Source organism: Sphaerisporangium corydalis (assembly GCF_025506355.1).
Taxonomy (GTDB): domain Bacteria; phylum Actinomycetota; class Actinomycetes; order Streptosporangiales; family Streptosporangiaceae; genus Sphaerisporangium; species Sphaerisporangium corydalis.
Genome location: NZ_JANZYP010000003.1, coordinates 1 through 20,755 on the forward strand (window position 1 = coordinate 1; position 20,755 = coordinate 20,755).

The following is a 20,755-nucleotide window of genomic DNA, read 5'->3' on the forward strand; positions in this document are numbered from 1 at the left end:
GGAGGGTGGTGAGGAGGGGGTGGCCGGGGGAAAGGGGGTGGCCGTCGATGGAGCGTACGGGGCGGGGGCCGGTGGCGGCGTTGGTGACGAAGGCGGCGTCCATCGTGGCCAGGTCGTCGGTGTCGATGTCGGTGGAGACGCAGGGGATGCCGGCGCGGGCCATGACCTCGGTCAGCAGGCGCATGGTGACCCCGTCGAGGCGGTTGGACTCGGGCCACAGGACGCCGCCGGAGCGGACGAACCCGATGTTCCAGGTGGGCCCCTCGGTCACCACGGACCGGCCGTCGACGAACAGCACGTCGTCGTGCTCGCCGAACCGTCCGAGGCGCCGGTGAAACAGGGGGCCGAACAATCCGGTGTGTTTCACCTCGGGTAGGTCGCGCTCGTAGTGGACCACCCCGAGGGACAGAGGGGACAGGTCGGTGGGGACCGGGCGCGTGGTGACGAGGATCTCCGGCCGGGCCTTGGCCGCAGGGTGGACCAGGTCGAATTCGGGGTCGAAGACGGTGACCCGCGCGATCACCGGTGAGGGTGCGGAGGCGGCGGCCCGCCGGACGAGATGGCGCACGCGGTCGAGGTCGAGGTCGGCGCCGTGCAGGACCCGGCAGTCGCCCAGCAGCCGGTCGAGATGCAGGGAGAGGCCGCGGACGCGCGCGTCCTCCACCCGCATGGTGGTGAAGTGGGCGTAGTTGGACAGCGCGAGCGCGCCGAGCTCGTCGGGGGTGACGGGACGTCCGTTCAGCTCCATCATGCGGCCATCCTGGCAGCTCCCGCCCCGCCCGGAGGTCCGCTGCCGCCCATGTTCGCCCGGGGCGTGACGGAGGCCGCCACCGCCGTCACCGCCGATCGGTGGGCTGGGGGTCAGTAGCCGGTGGTGGGGTCGATCGTGCCGTCCAGGGGGGTGCCCGCGCGGAGGTGGCGGACGTTGTGCTCGATGCGCTCGCAGAGCATGCGGAGTACGTACTCAGGGGAGTCCGCGCAGTGGGAGGTGATGAGGACCCTCGGGTCGCTCCAGAGCGGATGCCCCTCGGGCAGGGGTTCGGGGTCGGTCACGTCCAGGCCCGCCCCGGAGATGCGACCGGCCGCGAGCGCCTCGACGAGGGCGCCGGTGTCGATGTGGGCGCCCCGCGCGACGTTGACGATGACGGCGTGGGCGGGCAGCAGGGCCAGTTCGGGCCCGCCGATGACGTGCCTGGTCTCGGCGGTGAGGGCCAGGGCGAGCACCAGGACGTCGGTGCCGGGCAGGACGTCGGACAGGGCCGAGGGCGGCAGCGTCTCGTCGGCCCCCGCCAGCGCGTCCGGCCTGCGGCGGAGGACCCGGACGCGGCACCCGAAGGGCCCGAGGAGCCGGACGAGCTCCTCGGCGATGCCGCCCCCGCCGAGGATCGTCACGCTGAGGCCGTGCAGGGAACGGGGCGCCACCCGCGACCAGCGCGGGGTGCGCGCCTGGTGCGGGATGTTGCGCAGGCAGGCCAGGACCAGCATGAGTGCGTGCTCGCTCACCTGGCCGGCGAACGACCCTTTCGCGCAGGTGAACGTCGCGGGGTGCTGGAACACGCCGGTCGCGGCGAACCTCTCGACCCCGGCCCACGGGAACTGCACCCAGCCGATCCCCGGATGGCCGTCCAGCAGTTTCCCGAGGTCGCCGGGCCGTCCGCCGTCGAGCCAGACGAGCCCGTTGGCGTCGGCCACCGGGACGACGGTCCCGCCGCCGCGCGACACGGCCGTTTCGAGCGCGGCGGCTCTGGGGTCCGCCTCCTCCGGGTACGGGGCGATGGCGATGAGGGCTTCCACGGCCCTCATTCTGTCGTGACCCGCGGGGGAAGGTGATCCGGCCCCCGCGTGTCCCACCGGGGACGGTCTTTTCTCGGCATGGGCGGGGCGCGGAGAATGGTCTACACCAATGGCGGGGTCGGTGAATCGGCGGTTAATCGCCATGAACGGGCCAGGAATTGGTATATACCACGGCGAGGGCCCCGGAGTTTCGGTGGAGTTCATCGCCCGGGACGAATGGATTAGACCGCTATATTAGGTCCTACCTGGGCGAACGTTCCTCTGTGCGGGAGGTGACGTTTCCTTCGGTAAATCGTAGGTAGAGTCCCCGGAACGAGGCGCAAGCGTACGCCATTGAAGTCGTTGAAGGAGCTCGCGTGCCCAAGTATGTATACGACTTCACCGAGGGCAACAAGGATCTCAGGGATCTCCTCGGTGGTAAGGGTGCCAATCTCGCGGAGATGACGAACCTGGGGCTCCCCGTCCCTCCCGGGTTCACGATCACGGCCGAGGCCTGCCGCCGCTACCTTGAGGACGGCGGCCTCCCCGACGGGCTCCAGGACGAGGTCGACGCCCACCTCGCGGCGCTGGAGACGGGCATGGGCAAGCGGCTCGGCGCCGCCGACGACCCGCTGCTGGTCAGCGTCCGTTCCGGAGCGAAGTACTCGATGCCCGGCATGATGGAGACCGTGCTCAACATCGGGCTCAACGACGAGTCCGTCCAGGGCCTGGCCAAGCAGGCGGGCGACGAGCGCTTCGCGTGGGACTCCTTCCGCAGGCTCATCCAGATGTTCGGCAAGACCGTGCTCGACATCGACGGCGAGCTGTTCGAGAACGCGATCGACGAGGCCAAGCGGAGCAAGGGCGTCGACAGCGACCTGGACCTCGAAGCGGCCGACTTCCAGCGCCTCGTGGACACCTACAAGGGCATCGTGCGTGAGCACACCGGCAGCGACTTCCCCTCCGACCCGCGTACGCAGATGCGGCTCGCCGTGGAGGCGGTGTTCTCCTCGTGGGACGCCCCCCGCGCGATCATCTACCGCCGCCAGGAGCGCATCCCGGCCGACCTCGGCACGGCGGTCAACATCGTCGCGATGGTCTTCGGCAACCTCGGCATGGAGTCGGGCACCGGCGTCGCGTTCACCCGCGACCCCGGGACGGGCCAGCGGGGCGTCTACGGCGACTACCTGCAGAACGCGCAGGGCGAGGACGTCGTCGCGGGCATCCGCAACACGGTCCCGCTGCAGGACCTGGAGGGGATCGACTCCGAGTCCTACCGCGAGCTGCTCGAGATCATGAAGACGCTGGAGAACCACTACCGCGACCTGTGCGACATCGAGTTCACGATCGAGCGCGGCAAGCTGTGGATGCTGCAGACCCGTGTCGGCAAGCGCACCGCCGCGGCGGCCTTCCGCATCGCCACCCAGCTCGTCGACCAGGGGCTCATCGACCTGGACGAGGCCGTCTCCCGGGTGACCGGCGACCAGCTCGCCCAGCTCATGTTCCCCCGCTTCGACGTCGGCGCCGACCTGAAGCGGATCGCCAAGGGCATGAACGCCTCGCCGGGCGCCGCGGTCGGCAAGGCGGTGTTCTCCTCCGAGCGGGCCAAGGAGCTGGCCGACCAGGGTGAGGCCGTCATCCTGGTCCGCCGCGAGACCACCCCCGACGACCTCGTCGGCATGATCGCCGCCCAGGGCGTGCTGACCAGCAGGGGCGGCAAGACCTCGCACGCGGCCGTGGTGGCGCGCGGCATGGGCAAGACGTGCGTGTGCGGCGCCGAGGAGCTGGAGGTGGACGGGCAGGAGCGGCGGTTCACCGGTCCCGGCGGCGTGGTCGTCGAGGAGGGCGACGTCCTGTCGATCGACGGCAGCACCGGCGAGGTGTACCTCGGCGAGGTCCCGGTCATGGCCTCGCCCGTCGTGGAGTACTTCGAGGGCACCGGCGAGCGCGGCGACGAACTGGTCGAGGCCGTGCACCGGATCATGACGCACGCGGACGGGCGCCGCCGCCTGGCCGTGCGGGCCAACGCCGACAACCCCGAGGACGCCGCACGGGCCCGCAGGTTCGGCGCGCAGGGCATCGGGCTGTGCCGCACCGAGCACATGTTCCTCGGCGACCGGCGGCAGCTCGTGGAGGACCTGATCCTCGCCGGGCGCGGCGAGGAGCGGCGGGCGGCGCTCGACGCGCTCGAACCGCTCCAGAAGTCCGACTTCGTGGGGCTGCTCGCCGCGATGGACGGGCTGCCGGTGACGATCCGGCTGATCGACCCGCCGTTGCACGAGTTCCTGCCCGACCTGACCGCGCTGTCGGTGAAGGTCGCGCTGGCCGGCGCGGACGCGAGCCCGCGCGACCGCAGGCTGCTGGAGGCCGTGAAGCGGCTGCACGAGGAGAACCCCATGCTGGGCCTGCGCGGCGTGCGCCTCGGCCTGGTGATCCCGGGCCTGTTCGCCATGCAGGTGCGGGCCATCGCCGAGGCGGCGGCCGAACGCACCGCGGCCGGCGGCTCACCCCGGGCCGAGATCATGATCCCGCTGGTCAGCGCGGTGCAGGAGCTGGAGGGCGTACGGGACGAGGCCGAGCGCATCCTCGCGGAGGCCGGCGTCGAGGCCGAGATCGGCACGATGATCGAGGTGCCCAGGGCGGCGCTCACCGCCGGGCAGATCGCCGAGGCGGCGGCCTTCTTCTCGTTCGGCACCAACGACCTCACCCAGATGACCTGGGGGTTCTCCCGGGACGACGTGGAGGCGGCGTTCTTCTCGCGCTACCTCGACCTCGGGATCTTCGGGGTCTCCCCGTTCGAGAGCATCGACCGGAGCGGTGTGGGCCGGCTGATGAGCATCGCCGTGGCGGAAGGACGCGCGACGCGCCCCGGTATCAAGCTGGGCATCTGCGGCGAGCACGGCGGAGACCCCGACTCGGTGCACTTCTGCCACGAGATCGGCCTGGACTACGTCTCCTGCTCGCCGTTCCGGGTCCCGGTGGCCCGCCTGGAGGCCGGCCGCGCGGCCCTGGCGGAGGGGAGCACGGACAGCCGCTGAACCACCCCCATGGACGAGACGGGCCGTGACGCCGCGCCCGCGCTGGGGTGACCCCTGGCGCGGGGGCCGGTCGGGACGGCCGGAGTAGGGGGTGAAAAGGGGCCGTCTGACCTGCGACGAGGACGGCGGCGCGCAGGACGTTTCGAGTTTCCCGCATGTTTGTCATGGATAGGCCGTCTCGGGGGTAGCATCCCGCTACTGATGAGAGGCTACGACGATTTCGACCAGGCAAGGTGGGTGCCGGAACCCCCCGGCAACCCCGAACGCAGCGCGTTCGAGCGCGACCGGGCGCGCGTGCTGCACAGCGCCGCGCTGCGGCGGCTGGCCGCCAAGACACAGGTGGTCGGGCCGGGGGACATCCCCGACCACGGCCGCCACATCCCGCGCACCCGGCTGACCCACTCCCTGGAGTGCGCCCAGATCGGCAGGGAGATGGGCAAGGCGCTCGGCTGCGACCCCGATCTGGTGGAGACCGCGTGCCTGGCGCACGACCTCGGCCACCCGCCGTTCGGGCACAACGGCGAGACGGCGCTGAACGAGCTGGCGACCCGGTGCGGCGGCTTCGAGGGCAACGCGCAGAGCCTGCGGCTGCTGACCCGCCTGGAGGCCAAGGTCCTCACCGGCGACGGCCGCAGCGCCGGGCTCAACCTCACCCGCGCGTCGCTCGACTCGGCGCTGAAGTACCCCTGGACCGCGGCGCACGGCGCCAAGTTCGGCGTGTACCCCGACGACCTGCCGGTCTTCCTGTGGGCCAGGGAAGGCGTGCCGGCGGGCCGCGTGAGCTTCGAGGCGCAGGTGATGGACTGGTCCGACGACGTGGCCTATTCGGTGCACGATCTGGAGGACGCCCTGCACTCGGGTCACGTCACGCTGGCCCTGCTGCGCGACCCGGCGGAGCGGCGCGTCGTGTGCGAGCTCACCCTCAGGCGGTACGCCACCGACACCTGCCTCGCCGAGCTGGAGGAGACCCTCGCCCACCTGGTGGCCGAGCCGCTGTGGCCGTCGCGTTTCGAGGGCACCATGGCCGACCTGGTGGCGCTCAAGTCGTTCACCAGCGCCCTCATCGGCCGGTTCTGCCTGTCCGCGCAGGCCGCCACCCTGGAGATGTACGGCCCGGGGTTCTCCCGCCGCGGCGCCGACCTGATCCTGCCGAGGGGCACCCGGCTGGAGTGCGCGCTGCTCAAGGGGGTCACCGCGCACTATGTGATGTCCAGGGACGAGCACCACGCCAACCAGGCCAGGCAGCGCGAGCTGATCGCCGAGCTGGCCTCGATGATCATGCTGGGCGCTCCGGGGACGCTGGAGCCGGCGCTGCGTGACGCCTTCACCGGCGCGGTCGACGACACGGCGCGGCTGCGCGTGATCGTGGACCAGATCGCCTCGCTGACCGACGTCTCCGCGATGTCCCTGCACCGCGGCCTCGGCTCCCGCCCCATGGCCCGTTAGCCGGAGACCCCGGCCCGTCGTGCGCCCGGTCCGGGCTCGTCGTGCGCCCGGTCCGGGCTCGTCGTGCGCCCGGTCCGGGCTCGTCGTGCGCCCGGTCCGGGCTCGCTAGCCGGTCGTCATGTCGGGGTCGGAGGTGGGGCTCGGGGTGGGCCGGCGTTCGGGCTTCCTGCCGGGCTTGGACGCGCAGAGGGTGCGGCACGGCGGAGTGGCGCCGAGCCTCGCGCGCGTCGCGTTCACCTGCTCGGCGGGGGACAGCGTGCGGTTGCCGTTCAGCCACGCGTCCAGGTAGCTCCACGGGTCGACCATGCCCCGGCGCACCCACCAGTACTTGGCCGAAGTCGCCCAGGAGACCGCGAAGTAGAGGTTGGGGCCGCCGCCCCTGGCGTTGCCCGAGTCGCCGACCCGGCCGAGCGGCTGGCCCGCGCTCACCTGGACGCCGGGCCGGATGCCCTGCACGACCGAGTCGAGGTGGGCGCCGATGTACCGCACCCCGTCGACGCCGACGATGGCCACGAACCGGCCCTCGCGGTCGGCGCCCCGATCGGTGGAGGACTTCCACCGGTTGGAGGTGTTCACCTCGTGCACGACGCCGCTCACGGGGGCGACGAACGAGCAGCCCTTCCCCGCCCAGATGGTGGTCTTCGGCAGGACGAGCTGCTTGCGGGCGTAGCTGACCCGGCACCCGCGCACGGGGAAGACGTAGCTGTACCTCGACACCCTCGGGGGCGGCACCCGGACGGGGGCGTCCCCGCGCGGCGGTTCGACGCCGGTGGGGGAGGGGGAGGCGGTCGGGTTCAGCGTGGCCGCGTCGATCTCGGCCCGCTTGGTGGAGGACGGGCCGGGCGTGCCGGTCACCTCGGCCGAGGCCACCGTCTCCGCCGCGGTGCCGGAGTCCCCGGACGTACCCGAGGGGCCGGAGACACCCGAGTCGGGCGTGGGAGGCAGGGTGCCGCTGATGCCGGGCACTCCTGCGGGGGCCGAGCAGGCGGCGGTGACCAGCACCGACGCGGCAATGGCGGCGAGTCGCCCCGATCGCATGATCTCCACCCGCCTGACGTTACCGAAAATGAGCGTTTCCTTTGTAACCGACCTTCAGGGCCGCCACGACCCATTCGCGAAAAAACACCCATCATGGACCGCTCGCACCAGGTTGCGGACGGTGAGCCATAGACTCACGGCGTGGCAGCGCGGATCAGTGACGAGGACATCGCGCTCGTGAGGGAGCGCTCATCGATCGCCGATGTCGTGGGGGAGCACATCCAGCTCCGAAACGCGGGCGGCGGCAACCTCAAGGGCCTGTGCCCCTTCCACGATGAGAAGTCCCCCTCGTTCAACGTCACGCCCTCGCGGGGCTACTGGTACTGCTTCGGCTGCGCCGAGGGCGGGGACGTCATCACCTTCGTCCGCAAGCTGGAGCACCTCACCTTCACCGACGCGATCGAACGGCTGGCGCAGCGCGCGGGCATCCAGCTCCGGTACGAGCAGGGCGGGTACGTCCCGGGACGCGAGCACGGCGAGCGCAGCCGCCTGATCGAGGCGCACAAGGCCGCCGCCGAGTTCTACGCGTCCCTGCTGGGCGAGGCCGAGGCGGCGCCGGGCCGCCGCTTCCTGTCCGAGCGCGGCTTCGAGCGGGTCGACGCCGAGCACTTCGGCGTGGGGTACGCCCCCGAGGAGTGGGACCGGCTCGCCCGCCACCTCCAGGGCCGCGGCTTCACCCCCGCCGAGCTGATCAAGGGCGGGCTGGCAAGGGACGGGCGCAGGGGCCCGGTCGACCGGTTCCGCGGCCGGCTGGTGTGGCCGATCCGCGACATCACCGGCGAGGTGATCGGCTTCGGCGCCCGCAAACTGCTCGAAGGCGACGACGGTCCCAAGTACCTCAACACCCCCGAAAGCCCGATCTACAAGAAGGGCTCGGTGCTCTACGGCATCGACCTGGCCAAACGCGAGATCTCCAAGCGGTCCCAGGCCGTCGTGGTCGAGGGGTACACCGACGTGATGGCCTGCCACCTGGCCGGCGTGCCCACCGCCGTCGCCACCTGCGGCACCTCCTTCGGCGAGGAGCACATCAAGGTCCTGCGGCGGCTCCTGCTCGACCAGGCGGAGTTCCGCGGCGAGGTCGTGTTCACCTTCGACGGCGACTCCGCCGGGCAGAAGGCCGCGCTGCGCGCCTTCGCCGACGAGCAGAAGTTCGTCACCCAGACCTTCGTCGCCGTGCAGCCCGACGGGCTCGACCCGTGCGACCTGCGGGTCAAGCAGGGCGACGGCGCGGTGCGCGACCTGATCGCCGGCCGCGAGCCGCTCTTCGCGTTCGCCATCCGCAGCGTCATCTCGCGCTACGAACTGGAGTCGAACGAGGGGCGCCTGGCCGCGCTGGACGCCGCCGCGCCGCTGGTCGCCGGCATCAAGGACCCGGCCCTGCGCGGCAGGTACGCCGTCGACCTCGACCGCTGGCTCGGGTTCATGGACGAGCGCATGGTGATGCGCCGCATCCAGGAGGTCGGCGGGCGCACCACCGGAGGCCGTCCGGGCGCGCCCGAGAGGGCCCCCAGGAGGGCCGCGCGGCCCCGCCCGGCCGATCCCGCCGACCCGGTGGTCCGCATCGAGTCCGAGGCGCTGAAGCTGGCGGTGCAGCGCCCCGCGCTCATGGGGCCGGAGTTCGACGCCCTCGGCCCGCAGGCGTTCACCCTCCCCGAGCACGTGGCCATGTACGAGCTGCTCATGACCGCCGGAGGCACCGTCGCCGGCGGCCCTGGCGGGCGCGAATGGGTCGACCTGCTGCTGCGCTCCACCGAGGACGAGGACCTGCGCGCCCAGGCGACCAGGTTCGCGGTCGAGCCCGTGCGCTCCGACCTGGAGGGCGAGGAGCGGTACGGCATCGCGGTGCTGGCCAGGCTGGCGGAGATAGCGGTGACCCGGGCCCTGGTCCAGATCAAGGCCAAGATGGAGCGGCTCAACCCCGTTGAGCAGCAGCAGGACTACAACCGCCTGTTCGGGGAACTGGTGGCGCTCGAACAACAACGGCGGGTGTTAAGAGAACGCGCCGTCGGAGCGTAATTAACTTTACTGTCCGCTTCTCACAGCGGCCAAACTTTTGTTTGATATCGATTCGGTAAGGGCTTTGGCCTTACCTTCTGTGCCAAAAATAGGCCTGCCCTTTTACGGTACCCATACCGCAGACTATGTCCCGTGGGTGCATCGGTGCTGCCAAGCGGACCGCCGTCGGTAGATCAGGTGGCGGATCTAGTCGCGAGAGGAAGGGAGCGCGGGAGCGTCACCGTCGATGACGTGGCCGCCGCGCTCGACCGCTCCGAGTTGCCGGCCGACGCGCTGGAACGCGTCGTGCGGATGCTCGCAGAAAAGGGTGTGGAGGTACTCGAGCCCCAGGGCGACGAGGAGCCGGTCCGCCCTGACGAGGAGGATGTCGGCAAGCGGGCGCCGACCAGTGACCTGGTCCGCATCTACCTCCGGGAGATCGGCCGGGTACCCCTTCTCACGGCCGAGGAGGAGGTGGAACTGGCCAAGGCGATCGAGGCGGGACTGTTCGCCGAGGACAAGCTCTGCGACATCGGCCTGCGGCTGGCCAAGCCCGAGTTCGAGGAGCTGGTCTGGGAGGGCGTCCGGGCCAAGCAACGGCTCATCGAGGCCAACCTCCGGCTCGTCGTGTCCATCGCGAAACGCTATGTCGGGCGCGGAATGCTCTTCCTGGACCTCATCCAGGAGGGCAACCTCGGTCTCATCCGCGCGGTCGAGAAATTCGACTACACCAAGGGATATAAGTTCTCGACGTATGCCACGTGGTGGATTCGCCAGGCGATCACCCGGGCCATCGCGGACCAGGCGCGGACGATTCGAATTCCCGTGCACATGGTGGAGACGATCAACAAGCTCGTCCGGGTGCAGCGCCAGCTCCACCAGGACCTCGGCCGCGAGCCGGCGCCCGAGGAGATCGCCCTGGAGATGGACCTGCCCGTGGACCGGGTGGTCGAGATCCAGCGCATCGCCCAGGAGCCGGTGTCGCTCCAGTCGCCCATCGGCGAGGAGGACTCCGACCTCGGTGACTTCATCGAGGACGCCGACGCGGTCGTGCCCATCGAGGCAGCGGCCTTCATCATGCTGCAGGACCAGCTCGACGACATCCTGGCCACCCTCTCCGACCGCGAGCAGCGGATCATCCAGCTCCGCTTCGGGCTGTCCGACGGGCACCCGAGGACGCTGGAGGAGGTCGGCAGGGAGTTCGGCGTGACCCGCGAGCGGATCAGGCAGATCGAGTCCAAGACGCTGGCCAAACTGCGCCACCCGACCCGCGCCCAGATGCTGCGCGACTACCTCGACTGAGCCGCCCCCCGCCCGGCCCGCGACACCGCGGGCCGGGCGCGGATCCCGGCCCCAAGGCGAACAAGGAAGGCAGGGGCTGCGGCGCCCGCGCTCTCGGCTCAGGGGCTCACGGTCGGCCGCCCGCGCTCTCGGCCTGGTGGCCAGGTAGCTTGCACCCATGCGATTTCCCTGGGGCTCCCGGAGCCTGCCCGCCGAGGCCGGCGTGACGCTGGAGGCGGGCGAGCGGGTGCTCGTCCACGCCCGCACGCCGGACGGCGGGTACGTCGTGGCCACCGACCGCGCCCTGCACCAGCCGGGAGAGAGCGCCCTCCCCTGGTACCGGATCGACCGCGCGGTGTGGGACGAGGAGGGGCTGCGCGTGGTGGCGACCGACGGCACCGAGCGGCGGATCGCGCTGCCCGACCCCGGCCGGCTGCCCGAGGCCGTGCGGGAGCGGGTCACCTCCTCGATCCTGGCGAGCCGTCACGTGAGCCTGGGGGACCGAGGGGGAGTACGCCTGATCGCGCGCCGGGTGCCGGGCCGGGACGTGGCCGAATGGGACCTCGTCTTCGACGCGGGCCTCGACCCCGCCGACCCGGGCCTGCGGGCCGCCGCCGAGCAGGCCCTGGAGGCCCTCCGCCGCAACCTGGGCGTCTGACAGGACCTCCGCCGCGTGGGCGTCCGAGAGGGCCCGCTTCCTGCGATCCGGGCTTCTGGGAGAGCCGCTTGTGCAAGCTAGGCGTCTCAGAGGGCCCCTGTTGGGCGTGGGAAAGCGCCGGCTCCGGGCACGCGAGGGCCCGCGCGTGATCTTCGGGGATCCCGCGCGGGCCGTCACCGCCTGGGGCCGGTCAGGTGATCCGGTCCACCTCGGTCTCCGGCCAGCCGGTCCCGGTGTCGTCCCTGACGACGTTCCAGCCGTTCCTGTGCAGGAACGGCACCCTGTCGCCGAGGACGTCGCCGAGCTTGTGCTTGGTGACCTCGGCGGCCTTGGTCGCCTGGGCGCCGGCGACGCCCGCGGCCTGCTGGACCATCGGGTTGTCGCTCACCTTCTGCGCGACCCGCTTGATCTGCTCGTACCGTTCCCGGCCCGCCCGGCTGCCGAGAACGTAGCCGATGGCCAGGCCCACGGTGAACGTGAATCGATATCGCATCTGCTACCTCCGCCTGCCTCTGCATCCCCGCTCTCCGCCTCCCCTACCCCGGTAGCGGGCGGTTATCGTCCAAGAGCGCGTCGCGTTGTCCCGGAGGCCCGAGAGGGCCGGTGATCCGTCGAAGATCTGAGTGCGACACGCACCCCCCGGAATGCGCTAATCTAGTTCCGCGCGGCCAGGAAGGGCCAACACCCTCGGGGCGGCGCGCGGAACGATCCCGTGTAGCTCAATCGGCAGAGCAGCCGGCTGTTAACCGGCAGGTTATAGGTTCGAGTCCTATCGCGGGAGCTTGATCACAGCCCCAGGAGCCTCTCCTGGGGCTGTCGTCGTTCCCGGGGCCGGGTTCCCGGGGGACGGGAAAACCGGGTTCCCGCATGCCCGGGAAAACCGTGACTCATAAGAGGCGACAAATCACAGACGATGACCGAAGATGTGGGTCTGCCGTGCTTCGTATCGTCGTTCTGAGACGCCCGTGCCTGGTGTGGCCGCGTTTTCGCACGACGCGGGACACGGCTGCCGCGGATCATGCAGACCGCAGCGGGGAGGGCCGCTGCGCGCAGGGCGCCCGCTCCGCCCGGAAACGGTCGCGACGCCCGTGAGCACAGTGCGGCGGTTGTCCATGCTGGCGTGGTACAGATCTCGACATGGGGCCTCGGGCCCCGTCAAGCGGCCGGGACCGGGCGCGCCCGAGAGGGAGGCGCCGCCCAGCGTCCCCAGCGTCCCCGGCGGCCCTGGCGTGCCCGGGGGCCCCGGCGTGCCCGGGGGTCCGCGGGTGCCCGGCCGGCCCCGGGAGGGCGCGGGCACCGGTCCGGTGGACCCGGGGGAGGCCGAGAGGTTCGTCCGGATGTTCCACGAGGAGCACCCCTCGGCGGGCCCGGTACGGCGGCGGCTGCGGCAGGTCGCCGCGCAGATCGCCGAGCACGGCACCTACACCCACACCGCCGAGGAGCTCGCCTTCGGCGCGCGGGTGGCGTGGCGCAACAGCAACCGGTGCATCGGCCGCCTGTACTGGCGGTCGCTGCGGGTGCTCGACCACCGTTCGGTCGACACCGCCGAGGGGGTGGCGGTGGAGGCGGTGAACCACCTGCGCGAGGCGACCGGCTCGGGGCGGATCCGCCCGACGATCACCGTCTTCGCCCAGGACCGCCCGGGCCGCCCGGGTCCGAGGATCTGGAACGAGCAGCTCATCCGGTACGCGGGCTACCGGGGCCCTGACGGGTCGATCGTCGCCGGCGACGGGCGCAACGCCGACTTCACCGCCACGTGCGCCCGCCTGGGCTGGGCGGGCGGCTCGGGCACCGACTTCGACGTGCTGCCGCTGGTGGTCGAGGCGCGGGGCAAGCCGCCGCTGCTCGCGACCGTCCCGGGGGACGCGATCCTGGAGGTGCCGATCGAGCACCCCGTGCACGACTGGTTCGCCGATCTCGGCCTGCGCTGGCACGCGGTGCCGGCGATCTCCAGCATGTGCCTGGAGATCGGCGGCGTCTGCTACCCGTGCGCGCCGTTCAACGGCTGGTACATGGGGACCGAGATCGGCGCGCGCAACCTGGCCGACGAGGACCGGTACAACCGGCTGCGGGTGGTCGCCGACCGGCTCGGACTGGACACCTCCAGCGACCGCACGCTGTGGAAGGACCACGCCCTGGTGGTGCTCAACATCGCGGTGCTGCACTCGTTCGGCAGGGCCGGCGTGACGATCACCGACCACCACACCGAGGCCCGCCGGTTCATGTCCCATCTGGAGCGCGAGGAGCGGTCCGGCCGGATCTGCCCGGCCGACTGGTCCTGGATCGTCCCGCCCCTTTCCGGCTCGCTCACGCCGGTCTTCCACCGTTACTACGACGACGTGCGGATGCTGCCGGCGTTCGTCCACCATCCGCGCGTGAGCGAGTACGACGGGTGACCGGCCGGACACCCTCGACAGGCCGGTCTTCGTGGTCCGCGAGAATTGGTGTAGAACGTTATTCTGTGGCGGTCTCTCCTGGAGGTTCCATGTCCGATCTCGTGCTCTCGTCGCTGGACGAGGGCGTGCTGACGCTGACGTTCAACCGGCCCGACCGGCTGAACGCGTGGGTCGACGCCATGGGGCGGCGGTACTTCGACCTGCTGGAGGAGGCCGAGCGCGACCCGGAGGTCCGGGCGATCGTGGTCACCGGCGCGGGGAAGGGCTTCTGCGCGGGGGCCGACTTCCAGACGCTCAGCGCCCTCCAGGACGGCTCATACGGCGAGGTGCCCGACAAGCGGCCCAACACTCATCCCACGACGATCCGCAAGCCGATCATCGCGGCGGTCAACGGCGCCTGCGCCGGGCTCGGCATGGTCCACGCGCTGGTGTGCGACCTGGTGTTCACCTCGGCCGAGGCCAAGTGGACCACGGCGTTCGCCCGGCGCGGCCTCATCGCGGAGTACGGCCTGGCGTGGATCCTGCCCCGGCTCGTCGGCCAGGCCAGGGCCATGGACCTCCTGCTGTCCGGCCGGACCTTCACCGGCGCCGAGGCGGGCGAGATGGGCCTGGTGAACCGGGTGGTCCCGGGGGAGCGGCTGGCCGCGGAGGCCGCCGCCTACGCGCGTGAGCTGGCGGCGAACAGCTCGCCGGCCTCGATGGCCGTCATCAAGCGGCAGGTCTGGGGCGACTGGCAACGGTCTTTGGACGACTCCGCCTCCGAGGCCGTCCGGTTGATGCTGGAGTCGTTTTCCAGGCCCGACTTCGCGGAGGGCGTCGCCAGTTTCCTGGAGCGCCGGCCGCCCGCCTTCCCCCCGGTGATCTAGGGCGCCGGCCGCCCCTCCTCCCCTCGGTGATCTAGGCGGATCCCGCGCGTCCTGCGCGTGATCCGCCTAGAATTTCCGAGGTCCGGCCGGGGAATCTCCCGAGGATGCGGTGCGCTTGTCAGACCGGCCCCCCCTTGCGTTGGCGGTGAGGCTCCACATGGTGTTGAATGGGATCGGTTGTAGTGGAGGTTCGTTAACGTGTAGCAGCGCCTGCGGAGTTCTTACAGCGGGCGTTCCACCGTGCGAAGCCAAGTGCTTTCAAGGGGCGGTCGGTCGCTAAACAACCCGGGGATCCACGCCCGTGGACCTCGTAGATCGTCTCATGAGGAGATCAGTTTCATGGCTCAGGGAACCGTCAAGTGGTTCAACGCCGAAAAGGGCTTCGGTTTCATCGCTCCCGATGACGGCAGTGCGGACGTCTTCGTCCACTACTCCGCCATCGACTCGAGCGGCTACCGCAGCCTGGAGGAGAACCAGCGCGTCGACTACCAGACGACGCGTGGCCCGAAGGGCCCGCAGGCGGAGCAGGTTCGCCCGCTCTAAGTACCATCCGAGCCGCAAGGCTCCCGTGAAGGCGGCTCCGCCGCCTTCACCCCAAGGACGCATGACGGGGCGGTTTGCCCAACCGCGAGCCGCCCTCCGCGTCTGATTGGAGGTCCTCGGTGGACCTGTCCGTTATCGTCCGCGACGACACGGCAGTGTGCCGCGTCACCGGGGACGTCGACATCTCCTGTTCTCCCATGTTGCGGGAGCGGCTTCTGGCCGCGCTCGGACCGCAGCGCACCCGTCTGGTCCTGGACCTCTCCGGAGTGACCTTCATGGACGCCAGCGGGCTGGGAGCGCTCATGGCCGCCAGGCGCCGTTCACTGCTCCTCGGCGGCGGCATGCGAATCGTGGCCCCCTCCTCTCCTGTGCGCCGAGTGCTGGAGGCGAGCGGACTTCGTTCCCGGTTTCCTGTGGAGGTAGGCGCGAGGCTCACGGGTCCAAACCCGGAGATCGCGGAATTCGCCGCGCAGTGACCGCTCTTCGACCGTAGAATCTCTACTGATGCGACGCCTTCTCCGGAGTCCTCTTCCGGACAGAGGGCGTCGTTTCGTCATGGGGCGACTTGACAGCTATTCATGTATTTCCTACCTTCTATATAGGTAAATCAGGGAGGCGAGCGTGACCGGATCGGGATCCGTCTGCGTCGTCGGTGCCGGGCCGGCCGGAAGCCGCCTGGTCGACCGCATCTGCGCCAACGCCTCGGAGCTGCTCGGCCGGCGCGTCCTGGACGTCCACGTCGTCGACCCCTCCCCGGCCGCCGCCGGGCCGCAGGGCCCCGTGCCGCGCCCCTCGGGGACGCGCGTCCAGGTCCACCGGGCGAGGGCGGTGGACCTGGCGGGCCGGGTGGTGCTCCTCGACGACGGCACCTGCCTTCCCGCCGACGCCGTGGTGCTCGCCCAGCAGCACATCGAGGTGCTGGCGACGCCGCGCGAACAGGAGCTCGGCGACTTCGCCCGGCGGCACGGGCTGTACTACCGGCCTCCCGGCGGGCAGGGCAGCCCGTCCCTGGACCACGTCCCCGGCGGGGAGAACGTCCTGGTACGCGGCCTCGGCACCGTCCTGTTCGACATGCTGGACGCGTTCACCTCCGGCCGTGGCGGCCGGTTCAGGCGCGGGCCCGGCGGCGAGCCGGTCTACCTCCCCAGCGGCGACGAGCCCCTGGTGCACGTCGGCTCACGCCGGGGCGTGCCCCACCACGCCATGAGCGAATACGCGCTGAGGGCCGGGCCCGTGCCGGCCCCGAGGTTCGTCACCGCGCTCGCCGGCCGGCCTGAGGACTTCCGGCGGGAGGTGTGGCCGCTGGTGGCCAAGGACCTGGCCTTCGCCTACTACCACGAGCTCCTGACCGCACACCCCGAGCGCACCCGCATGACCTGGGCGTCCTTCGCCGAGGCGTACGCCGCCGAGGAGTGGGACGGCAAGCCGATGCGCGCGCTGATCCGCAGGGCGGTGCCCCGCCACGGGGACCGGCTCGACCTCGCCCGGCTGGACCGGCCGCTCGGCGGCATCAGGTTCGGCGACCTGCCCGGCCTCCAGCGGTGGACGCACGGCTACCTCGCCGCCGACCTGTCGCGCCGGGCCGACCCCGCGCACAGCGCCGACCTGGCCATGGTCCACGCGCTGCGCGGCGTCCTCGACGCCCTCGCAGGGCGGGTGCCCGGCGACCCGTGGTTCCAGGGGTTCGCCGACCACGTCGCGAGCGGGCCGGCCGCCGCGCGGGTCGCCGAGCTGCGGGCCCTCGCCCGCGCGGGGATCGTCACCTTCCTCGGCATGGACCTGCGGGTGGAACCCCACGAGGCCGGGGTGTGGCGCGCCACCACCCCCACCGTGCCCGCGCCCGTGACGGCCCGGTCCTTCGTGGACGCGCGGTGGCCCGAACCCAGCGTGAGCCGGACCGGCGACCCGCTGGTCAGGCGGCTGCACGCGCGCGGCGAGTGCGCCGAGGAGTCGGGGCTGCTGAAGGTCCGGCTGCCGGACCGCAGGATCGTCGACCACACCGGCGCCGTGCACCCCCGGCGGTTCGCCTTCGGCCCCCTGGCCACCGGCGCCGGGGGCACGGCCCTCCCATGGGGCGCCGACGCCACCCTCGCCCGCCACGCCGACTCCCTGGCCCGCACCCTCCTCACCGACACCTTCCCCCGAATAGCCCAGGTCGCCTGACCAGAGGACCCCGGCCTGCTCGTACCCCGGGTGGACGAAGTCTCCTGGACAGGTGCGGTCCGGTGGTCAGGTGAGGCGGTGGGCGCCGGGGGAGGGGGTGGCGGGGAGGAAGCGCGGGGGCGCCCAGCCGCGTGACTCGTAGGACCGGGTGACCTCGTCGCGCACGCGCTGTTCCCGGTCGTCGGCGACCAGGGCGATGGCGGATCCGCCGAAGCCGCCCCCGGTCATGCGGGCCCCCCGCGCGCCGCCGCGCACGGCCGCCTCGACCGCGACGTCGAGCTCAGGGCAGGACACCTCGTACTGGTCGCGCAGGGAGATGTGCGAGGCGTTCAGCAGCGCGCCGATCTCGCTCACCGCGCCCGCCCGCAGCAGCCCGATCAGCGCCTGCACGCGGTGGTTCTCGGTGACGACGTGCTGGACGCGTTTACGCTCGTCGCCGTCGAGCCTGGACAGCGCGCCCGCCAGGTCGGTGACGTCGCGCAGCGCGTCCACCCCGAGGCGCTTGGCCGCGTTCTCGCAGTCCTGGCGGCGGCGGGCGTACTGCCCGTCGGCCAGCTCGTGGTGGACGCCGGTGTCGATGATCAGGACGCGCAGCCCGTGGGCGGCCAGGTCGAGGGGGACGGCGCGGGTCGCCAGGCTGCGGCAGTCCATGAACAGGGCGTGGCCCTCGCGGCAGAGCGCGGAGGCGGCCTGGTCCATGATGCCGCACGGCATGCCGACGAAGTCGTTCTCGGCCTTCTGCGCGATCAGGGCGAGGTCGAGCCCGCTCAGGCCCAGCTCGTACAGGTCGTTGAACGCCATCGCGACGGCCAGCTCCAGGGCGGCGCTGGACGACAGCCCAGCGCCCTGCGGCACGTCGCCGTCGATCACGATGTCGGCGCCGCCCACGGCGTGGCCCGCCTCGCGGAGCGCCCACAGGACGCCCACGGCATAGCGCGCCCACCCCTCGGCCTGCCCGTACTCGGAGATCACCAGCGGCCGGGCATCCCCGCCCTGGCCCTCGGAAGGATCGGCACCTTCCGTTCGCGGTGAGCCTGAACCGTCCGTCCGGAGGGAACTGGCGCCGTCCGTTCGCGGTGAGCCGGAACCGTCCGTCCCTAGGGAACCGGCGCCGTCCGACTGCAGGGAGAGCAGGGTGAGGGTGTCGTCGTCGCGGCGGGCGGCGGCGCTGGTGACCCCCCACGGCACGGCGAAGGGGAGCACGAACCCGTCGTTGTAGTCGGTGTGCTCCCCGATGAGGTTGACGCGCCCCGGCGCGTGCCAGGCGCCCTCGGGCTCGCGGCCGTTCACCGCGCGGAAAGCATCGGCAGCACGCATGACGGCGGTCTCCTCGTCATTCAGGGCGGTCGTGAGCCCGGGTTGTGAGTGGTCGTGAGCCCCGGGGTCCGGGGTGGTCGTGAGCCCGGGGTTCGGGTGGTCGTAGCCTACCGACCTGTCCTGGCGCCGGGCTCGTGGCAGGCTGGACCTGTGGACAACGGCCAGGCGGGTCCCGAGGGGCCGGCTCCGAGGCCGCCGAGCCCGCTGGTGGAGCTCCGCGACGACCGGCTCGGCGGCGTACGGCTGTTCCTGAAACGCGACGACCTGATCGACCCCGAGCTCCCCGGCAACAAGTGGCGCAAGCTGGAGAACAACCTCGCCGAGGCCGCCAGGCTCGGCGCGGGCACACTGCTGACCTTCGGCGGCGCCTACTCCAACCACATCAGGGCCACGGCCGCCGCCGGGCACCGCTTCGGGTTCGCGACGATCGGGGTGATCCGCGGCGAGGAGCACCTGCCGCTCAACCCGTCGCTGGCCTTCGCGGTGTCGCGCGGGATGCGGCTGACCTACCTCGACCGCTCCGCCTACCGCGCCAAGGACGGCCCCGAGGTCCTGTCCCGGTTGCGCGGCCGATGGGGCGAGTTCTACCTGCTCCCCGAGGGTGGCAGCAACGCGTTCGCGGTCCGGGGCTGCGCGGCGCTGCCGGGGGAGGTGGAGGCCCAGCTCAAGGGCCCGGACGGGCCGCCGGGCGCCGGCGGCTTCGACGTGATCTGCTGCGCCTGCGGGACGGGCGGCACGCTCGCGGGCATCGCGTGGGGGCTGGCCGAGGGCCGCAGGGCCGTGGGCTTCCCGGCGCTGCGCGGAGGCGGGTTCCTGGCCGGCGAGGTCACACGGCTGCAGTGCGAGGCGTTCGGGGCGGCGTCGGCGAACTGGCACCTGGAATGCGGCTACCACTTCGGCGGCTACGCCAGGCGGACCAAGGAGCTCGACGACTTCATCGGCGACTTCGCGGCCCGGCACGGCCTGCTGCTCGACCGGGTCTACGTGGCCAAGATGATGTACGGGATCTTCGAACTGGTGGCGAAGGGGGCGTACCGGCCGGGGACACGGATCGTGGTGGTCGTCACCGGTGGTCCGGGTCCGGGCGAGGGCCGCTGACGGCTAGCATGATCTTCCGGAACGAGCCAGGGGATCTGTCATGACAAATCGTGCTTTGGTGCTTGGTGGAGGCGGAGTAGCGGGCATCGCCTGGGAAACGGGAGTCCTCGCCGGGCTTGCGGAGGGCGGTGTCGACGGCCGCGCCGCCGACCGGATCGTCGGCACCTCGGCGGGCGCCACCGTCGCCGCCCAGGTCACCAGCGGAGTGCCGCTCGACGAGCTGTACCGGCGCCAGGCCGACCCGGCCCTGCAGAACAAGGAGCTGCCGAGCGGGGTGTCGGTCGAGGAGCTGGTGTCCTCCTTCGAGGCCCTCTACCAGCGGACCCAGGACCTCGAACAGGTCCGGCGGCAGGTCGGCGAGCTGGCCCTGGCGGCGCACACCGTCCCCGAGACCGTGCGGAGGGAGGTGATCGCCAACCGGCTTCCCCGCCACGACTGGCCCGGGGCCGACATCGCCCTGGTCGCCGTGGACGCCGCGACCGGCGAGCACCGCGTGTTCGACCGGTCCTCCGGCGTCGACCTCGTCGACGCGGTCGCGGCGAGCTGCGCCGTGCCCGGGGTCTGGCCCCCGGTGACCATCGGCGACGGCCGCTACATGGACGGCGGGGTGCGTTCCGGCGTCAACGCCGACCTGGCGGCCGGGTTCCAACGCGTGCTGGTGCTCGCGCCGCTGGAGGACCCCCACCTCGCGGGGCAGGTGGAGGCGCTCGGGTACGGCGGGGAGGTGGAGGTCATCATCCCCGACAGGGCCTCGCTGGCCGCTATGGGCGCCGATCCGCTGGATCCGGCGGTGCGCACGCCGTCCGCGGAGGCGGGGTACGCGCAGGGCCGGTCGATCGCCGAGCGTCTCATCACGTTCTGGACCTGATCTCACATCCTGGACGTGATCGGGCCCCGGCGTGCCGGCGGCTGACAGCTCCGGCGGCTGGAGTTGCAAGCACGTGTAAGACGATTGCAAACCACCACCGTGTCCGGAAATTTACGGCTATGTCGGTGGATGCGGTGCCGCCGTGACGGTGATCCACCTGGTCGGGCCATACGGAGCCGGCCCGGTGAGGGTCCTGACGGCGCCGATGATCGGCCCCGGACAGGAACGCCGGCGGCGGTCACTTGCCCGCGACCCGGTTTGGACCGATCCTGATG

Annotated in this window: 17 protein-coding genes and 1 tRNA gene; 13 read left to right on the plus strand and 5 right to left on the minus strand. The window is 71.7% G+C overall.

Annotated features, from left to right (window positions below; all coding sequences use genetic code 11):
* Together NYZ98_RS03000 and NYZ98_RS03005 are read right to left on the minus strand one after the other, a co-directional pair.
* The coding region (locus NYZ98_RS03000; RefSeq protein ID WP_262840889.1) for an aminotransferase class IV at positions 1-751 on the minus strand (751 nt) is incomplete at its 3' end.
* A 110-nt stretch (positions 752-861) separates the two neighbouring features.
* On the minus strand, positions 862-1,794 hold the full coding sequence (locus NYZ98_RS03005; protein ID WP_262840890.1) for a D-isomer specific 2-hydroxyacid dehydrogenase family protein: 933 nt from the start codon (positions 1,792-1,794) through the stop codon (positions 862-864).
* A 356-nt stretch (positions 1,795-2,150) separates the two neighbouring features.
* On the opposite strand from NYZ98_RS03005, the gene ppdK reads away from it, so the two are divergent.
* Positions 2,151-4,811, plus strand: coding sequence for a pyruvate, phosphate dikinase (gene ppdK / locus NYZ98_RS03010; RefSeq protein ID WP_262840891.1), 2,661 nt, complete (start codon positions 2,151-2,153; stop codon positions 4,809-4,811).
* Positions 4,812-5,012: 201 nt separating this feature from the next.
* On the plus strand, positions 5,013-6,257 hold the full coding sequence (locus NYZ98_RS03015; protein ID WP_262840892.1) for a deoxyguanosinetriphosphate triphosphohydrolase: 1,245 nt from the start codon (positions 5,013-5,015) through the stop codon (positions 6,255-6,257).
* 105 nt (positions 6,258-6,362) lie between these two features.
* Here the strand turns inward: NYZ98_RS03015 and NYZ98_RS03020 are convergent, their stop codons facing one another.
* The gene (locus tag NYZ98_RS03020) at positions 6,363-7,295 is read right to left on the minus strand and encodes a M23 family metallopeptidase (RefSeq protein WP_262841094.1); all 933 of its coding nucleotides are present in this window, start codon (positions 7,293-7,295) and stop codon (positions 6,363-6,365) included.
* Positions 7,296-7,436: 141 nt separating this feature from the next.
* Here NYZ98_RS03020 and dnaG point away from each other — a divergent pair, with 141 nt between their 5' ends.
* The 3 genes from dnaG to NYZ98_RS03035 all read left to right on the plus strand — a co-directional run bounded on the left by dnaG (position 7,437) and on the right by NYZ98_RS03035 (position 11,229).
* The gene (gene dnaG, locus NYZ98_RS03025; RefSeq protein ID WP_262840893.1) at positions 7,437-9,311 is read left to right on the plus strand and encodes a DNA primase; all 1,875 of its coding nucleotides are present in this window, start codon (positions 7,437-7,439) and stop codon (positions 9,309-9,311) included.
* Positions 9,312-9,455: 144 nt separating this feature from the next.
* A complete protein-coding gene (gene rpoD / locus NYZ98_RS03030) occupies positions 9,456-10,592 on the plus strand; it encodes an RNA polymerase sigma factor RpoD (RefSeq protein WP_262841095.1) in 1,137 nt (378 codons plus the stop codon).
* 157 nt (positions 10,593-10,749) lie between these two features.
* Positions 10,750-11,229: a hypothetical protein gene (locus NYZ98_RS03035; protein WP_262840894.1), complete on the plus strand. Its 480-nt coding sequence runs from the start codon at positions 10,750-10,752 to the stop codon at positions 11,227-11,229.
* Between the two features lie 190 nt (positions 11,230-11,419).
* Here NYZ98_RS03035 and NYZ98_RS03040 read toward each other — a convergent pair whose 3' ends face one another.
* Positions 11,420-11,722: a YtxH domain-containing protein gene (locus NYZ98_RS03040; RefSeq protein ID WP_262840895.1), complete on the minus strand. Its 303-nt coding sequence runs from the start codon at positions 11,720-11,722 to the stop codon at positions 11,420-11,422.
* Positions 11,723-11,937: 215 nt separating this feature from the next.
* On the opposite strand from NYZ98_RS03040, the gene NYZ98_RS03045 reads away from it, so the two are divergent.
* From NYZ98_RS03045 to NYZ98_RS03070, 6 genes are all read left to right on the plus strand, one after another.
* Positions 11,938-12,010, plus strand: a tRNA-Asn gene (locus tag NYZ98_RS03045).
* A gap of 466 nt (positions 12,011-12,476) precedes the next feature.
* Positions 12,477-13,625, plus strand: coding sequence for a nitric oxide synthase oxygenase (locus NYZ98_RS03050; protein ID WP_262840896.1), 1,149 nt, complete (start codon positions 12,477-12,479; stop codon positions 13,623-13,625).
* Between the two features lie 89 nt (positions 13,626-13,714).
* Positions 13,715-14,491, plus strand: a complete 777-nt coding sequence (locus NYZ98_RS03055) for an enoyl-CoA hydratase (RefSeq protein WP_262840897.1) — start codon at positions 13,715-13,717, stop codon at positions 14,489-14,491.
* A gap of 339 nt (positions 14,492-14,830) precedes the next feature.
* Positions 14,831-15,034, plus strand: a complete 204-nt coding sequence (locus tag NYZ98_RS03060; RefSeq protein WP_248964071.1) for a cold-shock protein — start codon at positions 14,831-14,833, stop codon at positions 15,032-15,034.
* Between the two features lie 119 nt (positions 15,035-15,153).
* Entirely contained in the window at positions 15,154-15,510 is a 357-nt protein-coding gene (locus tag NYZ98_RS03065) for an STAS domain-containing protein (protein WP_262840898.1), read from the plus strand.
* Positions 15,511-15,655: 145 nt separating this feature from the next.
* On the plus strand, positions 15,656-17,197 hold the full coding sequence (locus NYZ98_RS03070) for an FAD/NAD(P)-binding protein (protein ID WP_262840899.1): 1,542 nt from the start codon (positions 15,656-15,658) through the stop codon (positions 17,195-17,197).
* A 66-nt stretch (positions 17,198-17,263) separates the two neighbouring features.
* Here NYZ98_RS03070 and galK read toward each other — a convergent pair whose 3' ends face one another.
* Positions 17,264-18,514: a galactokinase gene (gene galK / locus NYZ98_RS03075; protein WP_262840900.1), complete on the minus strand. Its 1,251-nt coding sequence runs from the start codon at positions 18,512-18,514 to the stop codon at positions 17,264-17,266.
* Positions 18,515-18,664: 150 nt separating this feature from the next.
* Here galK and NYZ98_RS03080 point away from each other — a divergent pair, with 150 nt between their 5' ends.
* The gene (locus tag NYZ98_RS03080) at positions 18,665-19,612 is read left to right on the plus strand and encodes a 1-aminocyclopropane-1-carboxylate deaminase/D-cysteine desulfhydrase (protein WP_262840901.1); all 948 of its coding nucleotides are present in this window, start codon (positions 18,665-18,667) and stop codon (positions 19,610-19,612) included.
* Positions 19,613-19,670: 58 nt separating this feature from the next.
* The gene (locus NYZ98_RS03085; RefSeq protein ID WP_262840902.1) at positions 19,671-20,480 is read left to right on the plus strand and encodes a patatin-like phospholipase family protein; all 810 of its coding nucleotides are present in this window, start codon (positions 19,671-19,673) and stop codon (positions 20,478-20,480) included.
* Positions 20,481-20,755: the final 275 nt, after the last annotated feature.

Coding starts and splice junctions, on each gene's coding strand:
- NYZ98_RS03015 (WP_262840892.1), top strand. CDS start 5,013: ATGAGAGGCTACGACGATTTCGACCAGGCAAGGTGGGTGCCGGAACCC.
- NYZ98_RS03020 (WP_262841094.1), bottom strand. CDS start 7,295: ATGCGATCGGGGCGACTCGCCGCCATTGCCGCGTCGGTGCTGGTCACC.
- NYZ98_RS03035 (WP_262840894.1), top strand. CDS start 10,750: ATGCGATTTCCCTGGGGCTCCCGGAGCCTGCCCGCCGAGGCCGGCGTG.
- NYZ98_RS03040 (WP_262840895.1), bottom strand. CDS start 11,722: ATGCGATATCGATTCACGTTCACCGTGGGCCTGGCCATCGGCTACGTT.
- NYZ98_RS03055 (WP_262840897.1), top strand. CDS start 13,715: ATGTCCGATCTCGTGCTCTCGTCGCTGGACGAGGGCGTGCTGACGCTG.
- NYZ98_RS03060 (WP_248964071.1), top strand. CDS start 14,831: ATGGCTCAGGGAACCGTCAAGTGGTTCAACGCCGAAAAGGGCTTCGGT.
- galK (WP_262840900.1), bottom strand. CDS start 18,514: ATGCGTGCTGCCGATGCTTTCCGCGCGGTGAACGGCCGCGAGCCCGAG.